Annotated in this window: 12 protein-coding genes; 9 read left to right on the plus strand and 3 right to left on the minus strand. The window is 59.4% G+C overall.

Features of this window, described 5'->3' with window-relative positions; all coding sequences use genetic code 11:
• The first annotated feature begins 314 nt into the window (after positions 1 to 314).
• A complete protein-coding gene (locus LJD17_RS02405; RefSeq protein WP_319799664.1) occupies positions 315 to 4793 on the plus strand; it encodes a DUF4082 domain-containing protein in 4479 nt (1492 codons plus the stop codon).
• A 6-nt stretch (positions 4794 to 4799) separates the two neighbouring features.
• Positions 4800 to 6098, plus strand: a complete 1299-nt coding sequence (locus LJD17_RS02410) for a GTP-binding protein (protein WP_227382416.1) — start codon at positions 4800 to 4802, stop codon at positions 6096 to 6098.
• Between the two features lie 59 nt (positions 6099 to 6157).
• On the opposite strand, the gene LJD17_RS24200 is transcribed toward LJD17_RS02410, so the two are convergent.
• On the minus strand, positions 6158 to 6991 hold the full coding sequence (locus LJD17_RS24200; protein WP_227382418.1) for a carboxylesterase family protein: 834 nt from the start codon (positions 6989 to 6991) through the stop codon (positions 6158 to 6160).
• 188 nt (positions 6992 to 7179) lie between these two features.
• Between LJD17_RS24200 and LJD17_RS02420 the strand changes: the two genes are divergently transcribed.
• Positions 7180 to 8064, plus strand: a complete 885-nt coding sequence (locus tag LJD17_RS02420) for a LysR family transcriptional regulator (RefSeq protein ID WP_227382420.1) — start codon at positions 7180 to 7182, stop codon at positions 8062 to 8064.
• Positions 8065 to 8448: 384 nt separating this feature from the next.
• Here LJD17_RS02420 and leuD read toward each other — a convergent pair whose 3' ends face one another.
• Together leuD and leuC are read right to left on the minus strand one after the other, a co-directional pair.
• Complete coding sequence (gene leuD / locus LJD17_RS02425) at positions 8449 to 9066, minus strand: 3-isopropylmalate dehydratase small subunit (protein ID WP_227382422.1); 618 nt, start codon at positions 9064 to 9066, stop codon at positions 8449 to 8451.
• On the minus strand, positions 9066 to 10484 hold the full coding sequence (gene leuC / locus LJD17_RS02430; protein ID WP_227382424.1) for a 3-isopropylmalate dehydratase large subunit: 1419 nt from the start codon (positions 10482 to 10484) through the stop codon (positions 9066 to 9068). Before leuC ends, leuD begins: the two co-directional genes overlap by 1 nt.
• A 150-nt stretch (positions 10485 to 10634) precedes the next feature.
• Here leuC and LJD17_RS02435 point away from each other — a divergent pair, with 150 nt between their 5' ends.
• The 6 genes from LJD17_RS02435 to LJD17_RS02460 all read left to right on the plus strand — a co-directional run bounded on the left by LJD17_RS02435 (position 10635) and on the right by LJD17_RS02460 (position 16062).
• The gene (locus tag LJD17_RS02435) at positions 10635 to 11507 is read left to right on the plus strand and encodes a GntR family transcriptional regulator (RefSeq protein ID WP_264478226.1); all 873 of its coding nucleotides are present in this window, start codon (positions 10635 to 10637) and stop codon (positions 11505 to 11507) included.
• Positions 11504 to 12721 carry an ABC transporter substrate-binding protein gene (locus LJD17_RS02440; protein WP_227382429.1) on the plus strand — a complete coding sequence of 406 codons (1218 nt, stop codon included), beginning with the start codon at positions 11504 to 11506 and terminating at the stop codon, positions 12719 to 12721. The genes LJD17_RS02435 and LJD17_RS02440 overlap by 4 nt, the downstream gene beginning before the upstream one ends.
• Positions 12722 to 12785: 64 nt before the next feature.
• Positions 12786 to 13658 (plus strand): branched-chain amino acid ABC transporter permease, encoded by an 873-nt coding sequence (locus LJD17_RS02445; protein ID WP_227382431.1) that lies wholly within the window; start codon positions 12786 to 12788, stop codon positions 13656 to 13658.
• Positions 13655 to 14632 (plus strand): branched-chain amino acid ABC transporter permease, encoded by a 978-nt coding sequence (locus LJD17_RS02450; protein ID WP_227382433.1) that lies wholly within the window; start codon positions 13655 to 13657, stop codon positions 14630 to 14632. The genes LJD17_RS02445 and LJD17_RS02450 overlap by 4 nt, the downstream gene beginning before the upstream one ends.
• Positions 14625 to 15368 (plus strand): ABC transporter ATP-binding protein, encoded by a 744-nt coding sequence (locus tag LJD17_RS02455; RefSeq protein ID WP_227382435.1) that lies wholly within the window; start codon positions 14625 to 14627, stop codon positions 15366 to 15368. The genes LJD17_RS02450 and LJD17_RS02455 overlap by 8 nt, the downstream gene beginning before the upstream one ends.
• Positions 15361 to 16062 (plus strand): ABC transporter ATP-binding protein, encoded by a 702-nt coding sequence (locus LJD17_RS02460; protein WP_227382437.1) that lies wholly within the window; start codon positions 15361 to 15363, stop codon positions 16060 to 16062. Before LJD17_RS02455 ends, LJD17_RS02460 begins: the two co-directional genes overlap by 8 nt.
• The last annotated feature ends 4 nt before the right edge of the window (positions 16063 to 16066 follow it).

A 16066-nucleotide genomic window follows, 5' to 3' on the forward strand; every position in this document is an offset into this window, starting at 1 on the left:
ATCACGTCTCTAATACATTAAGAAGAATACGGTTTCTCGCGGTTCTGGTTTTGAGCAAATGGAGGAGGGTCCGGCTTCCTAGGGGCCCAAACATAATCCTATCGAGATATGGGCTGCTATGGAAACAATCCTAAATTGCCGCGGGGCTCGAAGAGATGCACGAAAGAGCGATTCCGCGTGGAGCTGCCTCGGTTCCTACCCGTAAGGAGTGATCTACCATTGCTCGCCTGATCAGGACGCCAAGTCCGAATACCTTGAGCGTGAGGAAAAGTGCCTAAGCCGGGCTTCCTCTCGAACGCGCCCAGGGGACTACGATGCTCATCTCGGACGACCAGCTGATCCACAACATGCTGAAGCGCCTGCGGTTTCTTCGGTCCGGCATCGATGACGACATGGGCCCAGCCTCGGAGGAAAAGAAAGATCCCGATGGAGCGGCCGCCGTCGCGATGAAGGGATCGGCAAGTGTTGGATTGCTTTCCGGAGCCGCCAGCGCTTCTTCCTCGCACGGCGATGATGGTCCCTCCCATGACACGACAGGATATGCCGGTCATGGCCTTACCCCTGAACGGCCTCTCGGTCATCTCGATCCTCTGACGGCTCCGGCTCCGGCGGCGGTGGATGGGTTCAGGATCGAACCGGCTTCTGTCGCGCCGGCCACAACGGCTGCCGTTTCCGCGATGGCGTTCGGCGTGCCCTCGGCAAAGATACCCGTCGCGTTCGACACGCTCTCCACTTCCACCACAGCCACCCTGTCTCCCCTTTCCGCCTCTTCCGGATCCGTGACCAACGGGTCGGAAGGCGGGTCTGCCTCTCGGGCGCTTGGGACGAGTCAAACCGTGCAGGAAGGCAGTGAGACAGGAGGAACAGCCGCATCGAGCACCACGATGGCCTCTGCTTTGGGTTTAACGGCAGCTCCCAAGACACCCAATGCCATTGTGCTGGAGAACCAGCTAGATGGGAATTCGGAAGCCGAGTGGGGCCTCCGGAATGGGGTTGGGGACAACAATATCCAAGGGTTCGCCACGAATATCAGCGTCAATCACGGCGAAACGATCGACTTCAAGATCGCAACGGATTCCACTCACTATCGTCTCGATATCTACCGTCTCGGCTACTACGGCGGTGATGGCGCCCGCAAGATCACATCGATCGACAAGACGCTGGACGCAGCGCAAATACAGCCGCATCCGATCGTGGATTATTCACTCGGCCTCATCGATTGCGGAAACTGGTCGGTTTCCGCAAGTTGGGAAGTTCCGGATGACGCGGTCTCGGGCGTCTACTTCGCGAAGCTGGTGCGTGAGGATGGGACGGCGGGTGAAAATCTGATCCCCTTCATCGTTCGAAACGATGAGGACAAGAGCGATATCACCTTTCAGACCTCCGACACGACCTGGGAAGCCTATAATGCCTGGGGTGGCGCAAGCCTTTATTACGGACAGGTCCCTCTCAATCCGGAGGACATGATCTCGTACCTGCCTCCGAATTGCAGCTGCGGGCTTACGTCCATCGGCCGAGCCTATGCGGTCAGCTACAACCGCCCCTACATCACGACCACGAGTCCCGCCGGAGGACCCTGGGATTTCATTTTCGGCGCCGAGTATCCGGCCATTCGTTGGCTCGAACAGAACGGGTATGACGTCAACTACATCTCTGGCGTCGATTCCTCGCGTGACGGCGCTCAGCTTCTCAACAGCAAGATCTTCTTGTCCGTCGGCCACGACGAGTATTGGTCGGGCGAGCAGCGGGCAAATGTCGAGGCGGCTAGGGATGCAGGCGTCAATTTGGCCTTCTGGAGCGGAAACGAAGCCTATTGGAAGATCCGGTGGGAAACCAGCATCGACGGCTCCGACACGCCCTATCGCACCCTTGTCACATATAAAGAGACGTTGGCGCATTCCGGCATAGACCCATCGAATACGGCGACGGGAACCTGGCGGGACCCACGGTTCGCCGATGCAGGGCAGGAGCCTGAGAATTCGCTTACCGGCACGATGTTCACGGTCGACTCCTACCGGTCGGATACGATCACGATCCCATATGACATGTCGCAGTTCCGCTTTTGGCGGGACACCTCGATCGCGGATCTCGAGGAGGGACAAACCGGCTCGCTCGTCAAGAACCTGCTGGGCTATGAGTGGGACTCCGACGTCGACAACGGCTTCAGGCCGGACGGGTTGATCAACCTGTCTCTTTCGACGGTCAGCGTGAACACCATGCTGCAGGACTATGGGACAACCGTAGGCCCAGGAACGGCAAACCACAGCCTCACGCTTTACCGGGCAGCCAGCGGTGCGCTCGTGTTCGGCGCCGGTACGGTCTACTGGTCTTGGGGTCTTGATTCCCACAACTCCGTTCAGCCGACCCAGACCGATCCCAATGTCCAGCAGGCGATGGTCAATCTCTTCGCCGACATGGGCGTTCAGCCGGAGACCCTTCAGGCCAGCCTCGTCCTCGCAACGACCACAACCGACCATACGGCCCCGACCGCGACCCTGACATTCCCGAACGGCACTGCCAACATCTATGAAGGTCAGCGGATCACGATTAGCGGTACTGCCGCCGACGTCGGCGGCATCGTCGCGGGTGTGGAAGTCTCCACCGACGGAGGAGCGACCTGGCACAAGGCGACAGGGCGCAACAATTGGACCTATACGTGGAATACCCAAGGAAGCGGCACTTATCAGGTGCTGGCCCGTGCAGTCGATGACAGCGTCAATCTCGGTGCCGCAACAACGCCGCTGACCGTCACGGTCAAGCCTGCTCAGACGGACAGCCTTTTCTCTTTCTCGGATACGCCCGATACCTTGTTTGACGTGGATGGGCGCAGTGTCGAGCTCGGGATGAAATTCACGAGCTCGACATCAGGCTACATCACAGGCATTCGATTCTATAAGGCAGCTCAAATCCTTGGGGAACGGGTGGCTCACCTCTGGTCGTCGGACGGGACATTGCTCGCAACCGCGACATTCGACGACATGACGTATTCAGGGTGGCAGACTGCAACGCTCTCCACACCGATACAGATCACCGCGGGCGCGACCTATATCGCCTCCTACCATACGAAGTTCTATTCCTCGAACCAAAACTACTTCACGACACCTAAGACATCCGGACCGCTCACGGCTCCTGTCGGAGCTTCCGTTTATGCTTACGGTGACGGCGCATTGTTCCCGACAACCAATGGCAACAATGCCAATTACTGGGTTGACGTCGTATTTGACGGAGGTCCTCAGCAGCCGCCCGTCGCGAATGCCGATAGCGGCTTTAAGACGGTGCGCAATAATGTGCTGACGCTCTCGGCTGCATCGCTGCTCGCCAACGACACCGATCCCAATGGAGACACGCTCACGATCACCGGTGTCAGCGGCGCCGACCACGGGAGCGTTGTCTACAACGCTCAAACCAAGACGATCACTTTTACTCCGACGGCCGGCTATACGGGAGCGGCCGGCTTCACGTATTCCATTTCCGACGGAAACGGCGGCACGGCGTCGGCCAATGTGAGTCTATCGGTCGTGGATGAAAGTGCCGTGCCGGTTTCTCTCTTCTCTTCCTCGGCAACGCCGACGGTATTGTCCAATGCCGATCCGAAGGCCGTTGAGCTCGGGATGAAGTTTCAAACGTCCGTGGCAGGCACGGTCAGCGGCATCAAGTTCTACAAGGGTACCGGGGATACGGGTGTTCACGAAGGTCATCTTTGGACCTCGACCGGGACCCTCCTGGGAACCGTGACCTTCAAGAACGAGACCGCTAGTGGCTGGCAGACCGCCACCTTCACCAGCCCGATCGACCTGACTCCCGGCACGACGTATGTCGTCTCCTATCATAGTAACGGAGGCTACGCGTCCACCAGCAACTATTTCACATCGACGGTGACGAACGGGCCGCTCAGCGCGCCAGCCGGGAGCAATGGCGTCTATGCGTATGGAACGTCAGGTCTCTTCCCGACGAACACGTACGGTTCCGCCAACTATTATGTCGATGTCCTGTTCAACGCCGCACCTGTCGTCAACCAGCCTCCTGTTGCGAATGCAGACAGCGGGTTAACGACCGTACGCAACAACGCGCTGACGCTCTCGGCTGCATCGCTCCTGGCCAACGACACCGATCCCAATGGAGATACGCTCACGATCACGGGTGTCAGCGGCGCCAGCCATGGGAGCGTCGTCTATGACGCCCAGACAAAGACCGTTACCTTTACGCCAACCACCGATTATACGGGAGCAGCCGGATTTACGTATTCCGTTTCCGACGGGAAAGGCGGCACGGCGTCGGCCAATGTGAGTCTTTCGGTCCTTAACGAGAGCGCTCCACCGGTCTCCCTGTTCTCGGCATCCGCGACACCGGCGGTTCTTTCAAACGCTGATCCCAATCCCGTAGAACTTGGAATGAAGTTCCAGACCAATACAGCCGGTACGGTCAGTGGCATCAAGTTCTACAAAGGCAGTGGCGACACCGGTACGCATGAAGGTCATCTCTGGACGGCGACCGGGACCCTTCTGGGAACCGTGACTTTCAAGAACGAGACCGCCAGCGGCTGGCAGACGGCCACCTTCACGAGCCCTATCAGCATAAATCCCAATGAGACCTATGTGGTCTCCTATCATAGCAACGGCGGCTATGCATCGACCAGCAACTCCTTCACGACACCTGTCACGAACGGACCTTTAACGGCGCCATCCGGCAACAATGGAGTCTATGCCTACGGATCCTCAGGACTCTTTCCAACGAATAGCTATCGTTCGACGAACTATTTTGTTGACGTTTTGTTCAATTCCCAGACTGCGTGAGGATTCATGACAGAGGCTTTGACGACTGCGCCTCCCACTCTGCTGCCGGTGACGATTCTGTGCGGGTTCTTAGGCGCAGGAAAAACGTCGCTCTTGAACCATGTCTTGAATAACCGCGAGGGCAAGCGTGTTGCCGTCATCGTCAATGACATGAGCGAGGTCAACATTGACGCGGATCTCATCCGCGACGGAGGCGCCGACCTTTCACATACGACGGAGCAGCTGATCGAACTGACCAATGGCTGCATCTGCTGCACCCTGAGGGACGATCTCCATAAGGAAATTGCCAGGCTGGCTCGCGAGCAACGTTTTGACTACTTGCTCATTGAGGCGACAGGAATCGCGGAGCCTTTACCGATCGCGGCAACGTTTTCGTTCCGTGACGAGCAAGGATTTTCAGTCGCGGATCTGGCCCGGCTCGACGCTGTCGTCACAGTTGTGGACGCCCTCAGTCTCACAAGAGACTTCAACGGTCGGGATCTTCTCCGGCAGCGCGGCCAGGCTGCGAGCGAGGACGATGAACGATCCCTTGCCGATCTCCTGGTTGATCAGATCGAGTTCGCCGATCTCATCGTGATCAATAAGATCTCCTCCGTTACAGAAGCTGAGAAGCATCATGTCCGGCGGATCGTCAAGGTGCTCAATACGGAAGCGGAGATCATCGAAACTGATTTCGGCCAAGTATCATCGGATCGGGTTCTGAACACCCGATTGTTCCGCGAAGGAAAGGCCGCGACCCATCCGCTCTGGTACAAGGAACTCTACGGATTCGCGCAACATACGCCGGAAACGGACGAGTATGGTATCTCCAGTTTTGTTTTTCGTGCCCGGCGACCCTTCAGGTCCGATCTCCTGCGGGCCTTCTTAACCCAAAGCTGGCCCGGGCTCCTTCGGGCTAAAGGTCATCTGTGGATTGCAACGCGCCCCGACCATGTGGTGCACTATTCGGTAGCCGGTTCTCAAACCCGGGTGAATTTCAAAGGACTTTGGTGGTGCGCGGTTCCCCGGGACAAATGGCCCGGCAACCCGGCATTCCGACACTATTTGCAGCAGCGCTGGCAATCCCCGTGGGGGGACCGCCGACAGGAGCTGGTTTTCATCGGTCACAACCTGGATGCGGATGCCATCCGGTCGGCACTCGAACAATGCCTCGTCGGATCCGAAACTCACTTCGAGCCTTCCGACTTTCAATATCTGGAAGACGACGACCTGGACCTTGGCGATGCCCCGGATCTGCATGGCCATGCCTCATCGCCGGCTCGGGCGGAAAGCTCTCGTGGTGTCCATGCTCATCATTCGCGATGATGCCGTCACGGATGGATGATCTGGAGAGTCTGAACGGCCCGTGACACTGATAAGCAGGCTTAGGGATTTCCAAGGGATTGAGCGAACAACCATTCCCGCCAGTCCGTTGCCGTGAACATGTTCGCCGGGACACGGTGACCCATTCCTTTATATGAGACAAAGATTGGCTCTCCCCCTGCTCGTGCGAGGGCTCGCGCCCAGGCTTTGTCTGCGGCAATCGGATTTTGATCGTCTTTGGTGCCGTGGATCAACATTGCAGGGATGTGCGAGACGTCTGATGCGAGTTCGCGCTTAGGGGGGACACCCGAGAATGCCACGATCCCGGCGAACCGATCCGGATCAGAGACGAGAGCGTTCAATGCAGCCGAAGCGCCCATGGAGAACCCCACCACATAAATGCGAGTCGGATCTACCGGCAGGGTTTCGGTAAGGTCTTTTATCAATGCCAGAACACCGGGCAAGGAACTCCCAGGCTGGGACGCGAGCAACCCGTCGCCGCTCATTCGATACTCGGCACTTCGGGTCCCAACCTGCGGCACAACCACATATGCCGGGAAGCGTTCAGCAATTTCCGGTTCCGCCCAAGCCTTTGCAAAAGGGACGAGCTGTCCTGTATTGTCATCCCCGATCGTATTCGAGCCGGGCATGACGAGAACCAGGGGTTTGGTGTTGTCCTCCGAAAGCGGCGACAAAAGACGATAAGGCAATTTCGAGCCGTCAGGCAAAACAAAGGTCTTTGCCTCGAAGCGGTCGGATGACGTTCCTGAAAGTCGTTCTACCGTTGCGACTTGAGCAGGTGTCGGGTCATACATCACCGCGCGTTCGTCGATACTGCCGGCCTCTGCAGCGCCGACCGAGAAAACCAGGGAACTGAGCAGGGAAACCCGGAGCACGGCTCTAGGAGAGATCGACATGTTGGTATGTCCTTAAAATCTTTAATGATTCTATGGACCGGCATGGGCGAGGTTGCCTGATGGCCGCGCCTGATGCTCATTCAGGTCCATGGACATTTCTAGCGATATGGCGAAGCGTCACAATTGATGATAACTCGACCGAGCCATTAGAAAATTTAAGGTCGGCAATGGTTCGCCCTCATCTCCCCTTGAATGCCTTGCGGGCTTTCGAAGCCGCGGCACGGCACCTCAGCTTCACGCATGCGGCCATAGAACTCTGTGTCACTCAGGCGGCCGTCAGTCATCAGGTCAAACGCCTCGAGGAACGATTGGGCGTCGCACTCTTTCGCCGCCTGCCGCGAGGATTGGGATTGACCGATGAAGGTCTGGCTCTCCTCCCCACTGTTTCCGCATCCTTCGACAGCATCGGAGACATGCTCGAGCGATTTGACGGCGGGCACGTACGAGAGGTTCTCACCGTCGGGGTCGTGGGCACCTTCGCTCTCGGATGGCTGATTCCACGGCTGCAGAGTTTCCGTGATTTGTACCCGTTCGTTGACCTTCGGCTCATGACGAACAACAACCGGGTCGATATTGCCGCTGAGGGTCTCGATTACGCGGTGCGCTTTGGTGACGGCGCATGGCACGGGACAAATGCCATCAAGCTGTTCGAAGCACCTCTGTCGCCCCTGTGCCACCCCAAGATCGCCGAACGCCTTCGCGATCCCGTTGCCCTTACGGGCGAAACACTCCTGAGATCCTATCGGGCAGACGAATGGCCGAAATGGTTCCGAGTCACAGGGGTCGACGTCGATCTGTCGGTCAAGGGCAATGTTTTCGACTCGTCGTTGGCCATGGTCGAAGCGGCGCGGCTAGGGTTGGGTGTCGCCCTTGCGCCCCCACTCATGTTCGAGCGGGATTTGCAATCCGGCCGTTTGAAGCAGCCCTTCGCCGACAGCGTCTCGACAGGAGCATATTGGCTGACACACTTGAAATCAAAGAGCTCAACTCCCGCCATGAAGGCCTTCCAGGAGTGGATCATCTCCTCTGTTGAGAAGCCGGATCATCTATAGTCACAGATTCACCGCCTGTCTGGCCGACGAGCTCTCCTCACAAGAAGGAAGATAGCAAACATAATGATGAGGCCGGACACCATCATGCCGAGATAGCCGAAGGCCCCTTCCATCCTGTGCGTTCCGGACGGAAGAGGCCGCGTACCTGTGTTGGCGTCGCTTCCCGTTGTTGGCGCACCGGTGCCCTGAACGTTTAGCACAAGCGACCCGTGATGCAGTTGATATGCTACCAGCGGCTGGGGCATCAGGTATCCCAAAATTGATTGGCAATAACTAATGCTCAAGGTTGGCTGCGGTTGCATGGACGACCAGGATTCTGATCTGCCGCTTTCCGGAAAAGGGTAGGCCAAGAGGCTGGAGCTGAATGGGTCCGAAGGAACCGTGTCAGCGCTCTACGCGGGGAATGGCCCAAGGCCGCCGCGCGGCATCCTCTGCCCTGAAGTGCGCGATAGCGTGTGCCTGATTGAGCGTGAGATCGATATCGTCCCAACCGTTCAGAAGCTTCATCCGCCAAACCGGGTCAATGGCGAACGGGATCGAAATTTCGCCCGCAAGGATAGCCTGTTTCTCAAGATCGACGGCTAACTGTGCGCTGTCTTTCTCAAGAAGACGGATCAGGGCCTCCGCGTCTTTCTCTTCTACCCTGGCCGGGAGCAGTCCATTGTTGACAGAGTTGGACGCAAAGATGTCGCCGAAGCTCGGGGCGATCACACAACGGATCCCGTAGTCGACGAGCGCATATACGGCCGCTTCGCGCGAAGATCCTGCGCCGAAATTTCGGCGTGCCACCAGAATTTGCGCATTACGGTACAGCGATCGGTTGAGTGGAAATTCGGCAATTTCCGTGTTGTCATCAGAAAACCGCATGTCGTGGAGCAGGTAACCGCCATAGCCTTCGGCTCGCGAGCGTTTCATGAACCTGGCTGGGATCAACTGGTCCGTATCGATATTGGCATAGGGTAGGGGGCAGGCGGTGGCGGCAAGATGCTGAAAGGGTTGCATCAGGAGCGCTCCTTAATCAGGGGGCGAACATCTGCGAGGTGCCCCACTACAGCCGCCGCTGCGACCATGGCGGGCGACATAAGGTGAGTCCGAGCGCCAGGGCCTTGACGCCCCTTGAAGTTGCGATTTGTCGTGGAGGCACAGCGTTCGTTGGGTTGAACGATGTCGCCGTTCATTCCCACGCACATGGAACAGCCGGATTCCACCCATTCGAGGCCCGCCTCTTGAAAGATCCGGTCGAGGCCCTCGGCTTCAGCCTGCTGCTTCACCAGTGACGAGCCGGGCGAGACAAGGCCTGGCACCTTGGACTTGCGACCTGCCAGAACCTTGGCGGCCGCGCGCAGATCCTCGATGCGGCTGTTGGTGCATGATCCGATGAAAATGCGGTCGATGCGGATGTCGGTGAGTTTCTGGCCCGGTTTGAGATCCATGTATGCCAGCGCGTCACGGATCTGTGCGGCCTTGCCCGAATCCAAAATCGTGTTCGGGTCGGGGACCGACGTGGTGATCGGCAATGCGTCCTCCGGGCTCACGCCCCATGTGACCACGGGAGCGATTTCCGACGCGTCAAGGACGACTTCGCGACCGAACACGGCGTCGCTGTCGCTGGGTAGGCGCATCCAATCCTCGACCGCCTTGTCAAAATCGGCACCCACAGGAGCAAAGGGCCGGCCGCGCAGGTAGTCGATCGTCGTCCTATCGGGTGCAACCATGCCGCAACGGGCGCCGGCCTCGATCGACAGGTTGCAAAGGGTCAGGCGTCCTTCCATGGAAAGCGCCCGAATCGCCGAGCCAGCATACTCGATCGCGTGGCCCTGGGCCCCATCGGCCCCGATACGCCCGATGATGGACAATGCGATGTCCTTGGCACCAATTCCCGGCGCCAGCGTTCCGTCGACATTGATACGCATCCGCTTCGGCTTGCGCTGCCAGAGGGTCTGCGTCATGAGCACATGAGCGACCTCGGAAGCGCCAATGCCGAAAGCCCAAGCCCCGAAGGCCCCGTGTGTGGAGGTGTGGCTGTCGCCGCAGACGATGAGCAGGCCCGGAAGGGTCAATCCCTGTTCGGGTCCGACGACATGAACGATCCCTTGGCGCGGGTCATTCAAGCCGAACAACATCACATTGTTCTCGGATGTGTTGCGCTCAAGCTGGTCGAGCATGTTCCGGATCGCCGGATCGATGCTTCGCCCGGCGCGCCGGGTCGGGACGTAATGATCGGCGACCCCGAAAGTCAGGTCCGGACGGGCGACCCTCGCGCCGCGTTCCTTCAGCTTGTTGAAAGCGTGAAAGGAGCCCTCATGCACAAAATGCCGATCGACCCACAGGAGCGTCTGTCCGTCCTCACGCGTCACGATCGCATGACTATCCCAGAGCTTGTCGAACAAGGTCTTCGGACCGGAGGGATTTTGCGCCATCTCGTTCTCCCGATTGCGCTCTCATATTCCATGTCGGAACCGCGGCCAGTATTTCCAAGGAGGCCGCTTGACGCAAGGGAAATGTCTTATAAGGTATACAGGTAGCTGTCCTCTACATAAGTCAATATTCTTGATTGAGAGCGAGCAACCTTGGTGGACGCAGTCGAACCTCTCAAAGCGCGGCGCATCTATCTTCTTCTGCGCGAGCGCATCCTGAACGGCGAGCTGGAGGCCGGCTCCAGGCTGCCCGGAGAGCTGTCGATTGCAGCCGAATACGGCATCTCGCGTGTCACGGTCCGGCGTGCGCTCGATACGCTCGCGAATGACGGCCTCATTGACCGCCGCCCTGGCTCCGGCACCTTCGTGCGTGAGGGGAATTCGGTTCGGCCGATCGTCGCGGATCTCTCCAACGTCTTGTCCCATCTGGTCGAGATGGGTCGGCGGACCGGTGTGCGGCTTCTGTCCTTTGCCTACGTGAACCCGCCCGAGAGTGTTGCTGTATCTCTCGGTCTCGCACCCGGCGAGCGCACGCAGCGATCGATTCGCGTGCGTCTCATCGACGGCGCTCCGTTCTCCTATCTTATAACACATGTGCCCGAGCGCATCGGCGTGACTTACTCCGAGACCGACCTTGCTTCGATGCCGCTGCTCGGGCTTCTCGAGCGATCGGGAATCGTCGTCGAGGAGGCGAGCCAGAGCATCGGTGCTACCTTGGCTGGACCCGACGTCGCGGAGGCTCTCGGACTTGAGATCGGGTCGCCGCTCCTGTCGCTCACGCGCGTCGTCTGGGACCCGTCAGGCCAGGGCGTCGAGCATCTCCATGCTCTCTACAGGCCTGATCGCTACTCCTTCCACATGGACCTCATACGAACCGGCGCCGCTGGCGCACGCCGATGGAATCCCGTGGTGAAGCCGAGCGTGGCCGGGGCGGAGATCCATAAACGCAAAAACAAGGGGCCAGAGAGCCCCAAGCAGAAGCCCCGTCCCGTGCGGGTATCAAACCAGAGGAGAACATCGACATGAAGAACATCATGCGTCCAACCCGCCGTTCGATTTTGCGGGCGGGTGCCGCTTCTGCAGCCGTGCTCGCTATGCCGGCCTATCTGCGTGCCCAGTCGCAATCCGTGAAGATCGGAATCTTGCAACCCGTCACCGGTGCTCTCGCGCAGGATGGCGAGTTCGGCCGCATGGGCGCCGAATTAGCCATCAAGGAGATCAACGATTCAGGCGGCCTCAAGGGTTTGGGCGGCGCCAAGCTCGAAATGGTGTTTGGCGATGCCCGCTCGAACCCGGAGGCGGGCACCCAGGAGGTCGAGAAGATGCAGGCCGACGGCGTTGCCGCCATCGTCGGCGGCTTCGCAAGCCCGATCTGCCTCGCCGCCACCCAGGCAGCGGCCCGCTACGACCTGCCCTACATCGTCGATGTCGGCGTGAGCGACCCCATCGTCCAGCGGGGCCTCAAGAACACGTTCCGCTTCGCACCGGGCTTCGGCATCGTGACGGGCTTTGCCCTTGACAACCTCGTCAAGCTCAATGACGGCGCTGGCAAGCCTGCCAAGACCGTCGTCCTCGTACACGAGGACGGCCTGTTCGGATCGGGTCTCGCCAAGCTCATGCAGGCCGAACTGCCGAAGCGCGGCTTCGAGATCCTTGAGACGATCGCACATCCGACACCGGCGCGCGACATGTCGAACGTGGCCCTGCGTATCCGCTCGCTCAACCCGGATCTCGTGATCCCATCGAGCTATTATGGCGAGTTCGTGCTGCTCGCGCGGACCATGCAGCAGCAGCGCATCCGTCCAAAGGGCGTCTATGCGGTCCTCAACGGAGCGGCCTCGAACTACCGCTTCGTGAAGGAATTCCCGGAAGCCGCCAACGGCATTATGGATTGCAATCACTGGTACGATCCGCGCAATCCCAAAGCCCAGGAACTCAAGAAGCAGGTGGAGGCACAGGGCAAGGTCTTCGCCTACAACGTGCCGCTGAACTATTCCTGCGTGAAGCTCCTCGCCGATGCCATCAATCGCGCCGGATCGGCCGATCGCGCGAAGATCATCGAAGCGTTGGGCACGTCGACCTTCAAGGAACACATCATGCCCTACGGAGAGACGAAATTCGTCAACGGGCAGAATATGGGCGCTGCGCCGGTCAACACGCAGGTGCAGGGCAATGACATCAAGGTGATCTTCCCCGAGACATTCGCGGACGCAAAGCCCCATTTCCCGGTGACCGGCTGATCCTGGGTAATGATCCTGGGGTGCGCGTGCGTATCCCAGGAAACCTTGAGGAGTGTTTTGTGTAATGTACTCACCCGCTATCATTGCGGAAGCCGTCGTGAATGGCCTCATGACAGGGGCAGTCTACGCACTTATCGCGCTGGGCCTCACGCTTGTTTACGGCGTTCTTCATATCATCAACTTTGCTCACGGGGCGCTGCTTACGGCTGCAATGTTTGCCGTGTGGTCGGTCTATGTGGTTTTTGGACTTGACCCTTATCTTGCCATCCTGCCCCTGACTCCGCTCTTCTTCGGACTAGGATATGCCCTGCAGCGCTTCGTCATCGGTCCTGCGAGCCACGGTAGCGACAGCAACATCCTGCTCGTGACGCTGGGTCTATCGATTGCCGTCGAGAACGCACTCCTGGCTGGATTCCGTTCAGATACGCGCACTCTCAATACCGATTATGGGTTTCAGGTCGTGGAGATCGGCCCGCTTCTTCTGTCCAAGCCGCGGTTGATCGGCTTTGGGGCAGCTGTGCTGGTGACTGTGCTCCTATGGCTTCTTCTCTCGCGCACGGACACGGGCAAGGCCATACGGGCCGTCGCCAAGGAAAAGCTCGGCGCGAGCCTGGTCGGCATCAACGTGGCTCACGTCTATGCCGTGACGTTCGGGCTAGGCTGCGCCTGCCTGGCGGTGGCCGCGTGTCTGCTCATGCCAACCTTCTACGTCAACCCACGCATCGGCCAAGCCTTCGTGCTGGTTGCCTTCACGATCGTCGTGCTAGGCGGCATGGGGTCCATCCCCGGCGCACTGTTCGGCGGCTTGTTCATTGGAGTCGTCGAGAGCCTTTGCGGTCTTTTTCTCGGAGATTCGCTCGGCCAGATCGGAATCTTCCTTATTTTCATCCTCGTGCTGCTTGTGCGGCCGACAGGGTTGTTCGGAGCGAAGGCATGACATTTCGCGATATCGTTCCGATCATCATCCTCGTGGCGTTTCTGGCCCTCGTTCCGGTCTTCATTACGGCGAACACGGTCCTTAATTTCCTCGTTTTCACGCTGATCGTCGCACTTGCCGCCCAAGGGTGGAACATTCTCGGCGGTTTTGGAGGTCAGTTCTCGTTCGGCCATGCCGCCTTCTTCGGAACGGGCGCCTACGCGGCCGCGTTGCTTCAGGCACGCCTTGGGATCAACCCCTGGACCGCTTTCGCGATCGGGAGTGCCGCTGGTGGGGCCGTCGGATGGGTGATCGGCTATCTGAGCTTCCGATCGGGTCTGCGCGGTTCCTATTTCGCCCTGGTTACCCTTGCCTTTGCGGAGGTGCTGCGCATCCTTGCCAACGCCGCGACCTTTACGGGCGGCGCTGCCGGCGTCCTGATCAAGCTTGATGTAAGGCCGGAGAATTTCCAGTTCGAAAGCCGGGGCGCCTTCTTCTGGATCGCACTTGCGCTTGTCGGGGCCGTGCTCGTGCTCACCCGCTGGATCGAACGGTCGCGTTTCGGCGCCCAGCTGGTCGCCGTGCGGGAAAATGAGGCGGCTGCCAAGGCGCTTGGCGTCGATACGCTGCGGGTGAAGCTCGGAGCCATCACGCTCTCGGGCGCAGTGACGGCGGCGGCAGGGTGCCTCTATGCTCAGTACTTCCTTTATGTCGATGCGAACATCGCCTACGGAACCTGGATCTCGGTCGAAGCGATCCTTGCGCCGATCATTGGTGGGCTCGGAACTGTGTTAGGGCCGCTGGTCGGCGCGGTGGCCCTGCACGGTCTGGGCGAGATCACGAAGCTGGCCGCCGGCAGCGTGCCCGGAATCGATCTCATGGTCTTCGGAGCGCTTCTGGTTGTGGCGGTCGCCTTTGCGCCGGATGGTATCCTCGGCCTTCTCCGTCGCCTGCGTCGTCCGATCCGCTCCTCAGGAGTGTCCGGCCATGCTTGAGGTACAGAACGCAACGAAGCGTTTCGGTGGTCTTGTTGCCGTCAATCGAGCGTCACTCAAGGTCGCCGCCGGTTCCATCACCGGTCTCATTGGTCCGAACGGGGCCGGCAAGACGACGCTTTTCACCCTGATCTCCGGTTTTGAAAGGCCTACCGAAGGGCGCGTGCTGTTCCAGGGACAGGATATCAGCCGTGACGAGCCACATATCCGGGCCCGGCATGGCATCGCACGGACATTCCAAATCGTGCAGCCGTTTGCCGGGCTCTCTGTCGTGGAGAATATCGCTGTCGGCGCGCACCTACGTCACGCCAAGCGCGCAGATGCCATGGCTCGCGCTGAAGCGGTGGGCCATCGCGTTGGACTGGGCCCCGAACTTGGCAAGTCGGCGGCAAGCCTGACAGTAGCCGGCCGCAAGCGCTTGGAACTTGCCCGCGCTCTTGCGACCGAGCCGAAGCTGCTGTTGCTCGACGAGGTCCTCGCCGGCCTCAATCCTTCCGAGATCCGCGACATCATTCCGGTGATTCACGCAATCCGTGACGAGGGCGTCACGATCCTGATGATTGAGCACGTGATGCAGGCGGTGATGAATCTCTGCGAGCAGGTCTATGTGCTGGCACAGGGTCTGATCATCGCAGAAGGTCCGCCTACCGAGGTCTGCGATAACCCGTTGGTAGTCGAGGCGTACCTCGGTGTCGGCGCGGCCGAACGCCTGAAGCGGGGGAGCGTCCATGCTTGAGGTCAAGTCCCTGAGAGCAGGCTATGGCGGTACGGAAGTGCTGCGAGGCCTCGATCTTTCCGTCGGAGCGGGCGAGATCGTCGCGGTGCTCGGCTCCAACGGAGTTGGGAAAACCACGTTGAATAAAGTGCTGTCGGGCGTTCTGCGGCCGAATGAGGGTGAGATTCGCTTCGACGGGAAGACGCTCACCGGCGCCTCGTCGGCGGATATCGTAGGGGCAGGTCTCATTCACGTACCGGAGGGCCGCAAAATCTTCCCGAACATGTCGGTGCGCGAGAATCTCGAACTCGGCAGCTATCGGAGGGGGCGCGACCGACGTTCTGTCAATATGGAGCGGGTTTTCGATACCTTTCCCCGCTTGCGCGAGCGCAGTGGCCAGGCAGCCGGTACTTTGTCCGGTGGCGAGCAACAAATGCTGGCGATCGGGCGCGGGATGATGGCGGAGCCACGGCTCCTGATCCTCGATGAACCGTCACTAGGTTTGTCGCCGCTGCTCGTGGAGGAAATGTTCGCCTTGATCCGCAGGCTCAATGGCGACGGGCTACCGGTGCTCCTCGTCGAACAGAACGTGGTCCAATCTCTTGAATGCGCCTCGCGTGCCTACATCCTGGAGAATGGTGTCTTTGCCCTTTCGGGATCAGCCGAACAAGTTCGCAGTGATCCTGAGCTCAAGCGTGCCTATCTCGGCATGTGACGGA

It is taken from the genome of Microvirga rosea (assembly GCF_020595095.1).
GTDB lineage: Bacteria > Pseudomonadota > Alphaproteobacteria > Rhizobiales > Beijerinckiaceae > Microvirga > Microvirga rosea.

What these genes read in the sequence shown, in the direction of transcription:
- LJD17_RS02405 (WP_319799664.1), top strand. Translation starts at nt 315, where the DNA reads ATGCTCATCTCGGACGACCAGCTGATCCACAACATGCTGAAGCGCCTG.
- LJD17_RS02410 (WP_227382416.1), top strand. Translation starts at nt 4,800, where the DNA reads ATGACAGAGGCTTTGACGACTGCGCCTCCCACTCTGCTGCCGGTGACG.
- LJD17_RS02420 (WP_227382420.1), top strand. Translation starts at nt 7,180, where the DNA reads ATGGTTCGCCCTCATCTCCCCTTGAATGCCTTGCGGGCTTTCGAAGCC.
- leuD (WP_227382422.1), bottom strand. Translation starts at nt 9,066, where the DNA reads ATGCAACCCTTTCAGCATCTTGCCGCCACCGCCTGCCCCCTACCCTAT.
- leuC (WP_227382424.1), bottom strand. Translation starts at nt 10,484, where the DNA reads ATGGCGCAAAATCCCTCCGGTCCGAAGACCTTGTTCGACAAGCTCTGG.
- LJD17_RS02440 (WP_227382429.1), top strand. Translation starts at nt 11,504, where the DNA reads ATGAAGAACATCATGCGTCCAACCCGCCGTTCGATTTTGCGGGCGGGT.
- LJD17_RS02445 (WP_227382431.1), top strand. Translation starts at nt 12,786, where the DNA reads ATGTACTCACCCGCTATCATTGCGGAAGCCGTCGTGAATGGCCTCATG.
- LJD17_RS02450 (WP_227382433.1), top strand. Translation starts at nt 13,655, where the DNA reads ATGACATTTCGCGATATCGTTCCGATCATCATCCTCGTGGCGTTTCTG.
- LJD17_RS02455 (WP_227382435.1), top strand. Translation starts at nt 14,625, where the DNA reads ATGCTTGAGGTACAGAACGCAACGAAGCGTTTCGGTGGTCTTGTTGCC.
- LJD17_RS02460 (WP_227382437.1), top strand. Translation starts at nt 15,361, where the DNA reads ATGCTTGAGGTCAAGTCCCTGAGAGCAGGCTATGGCGGTACGGAAGTG.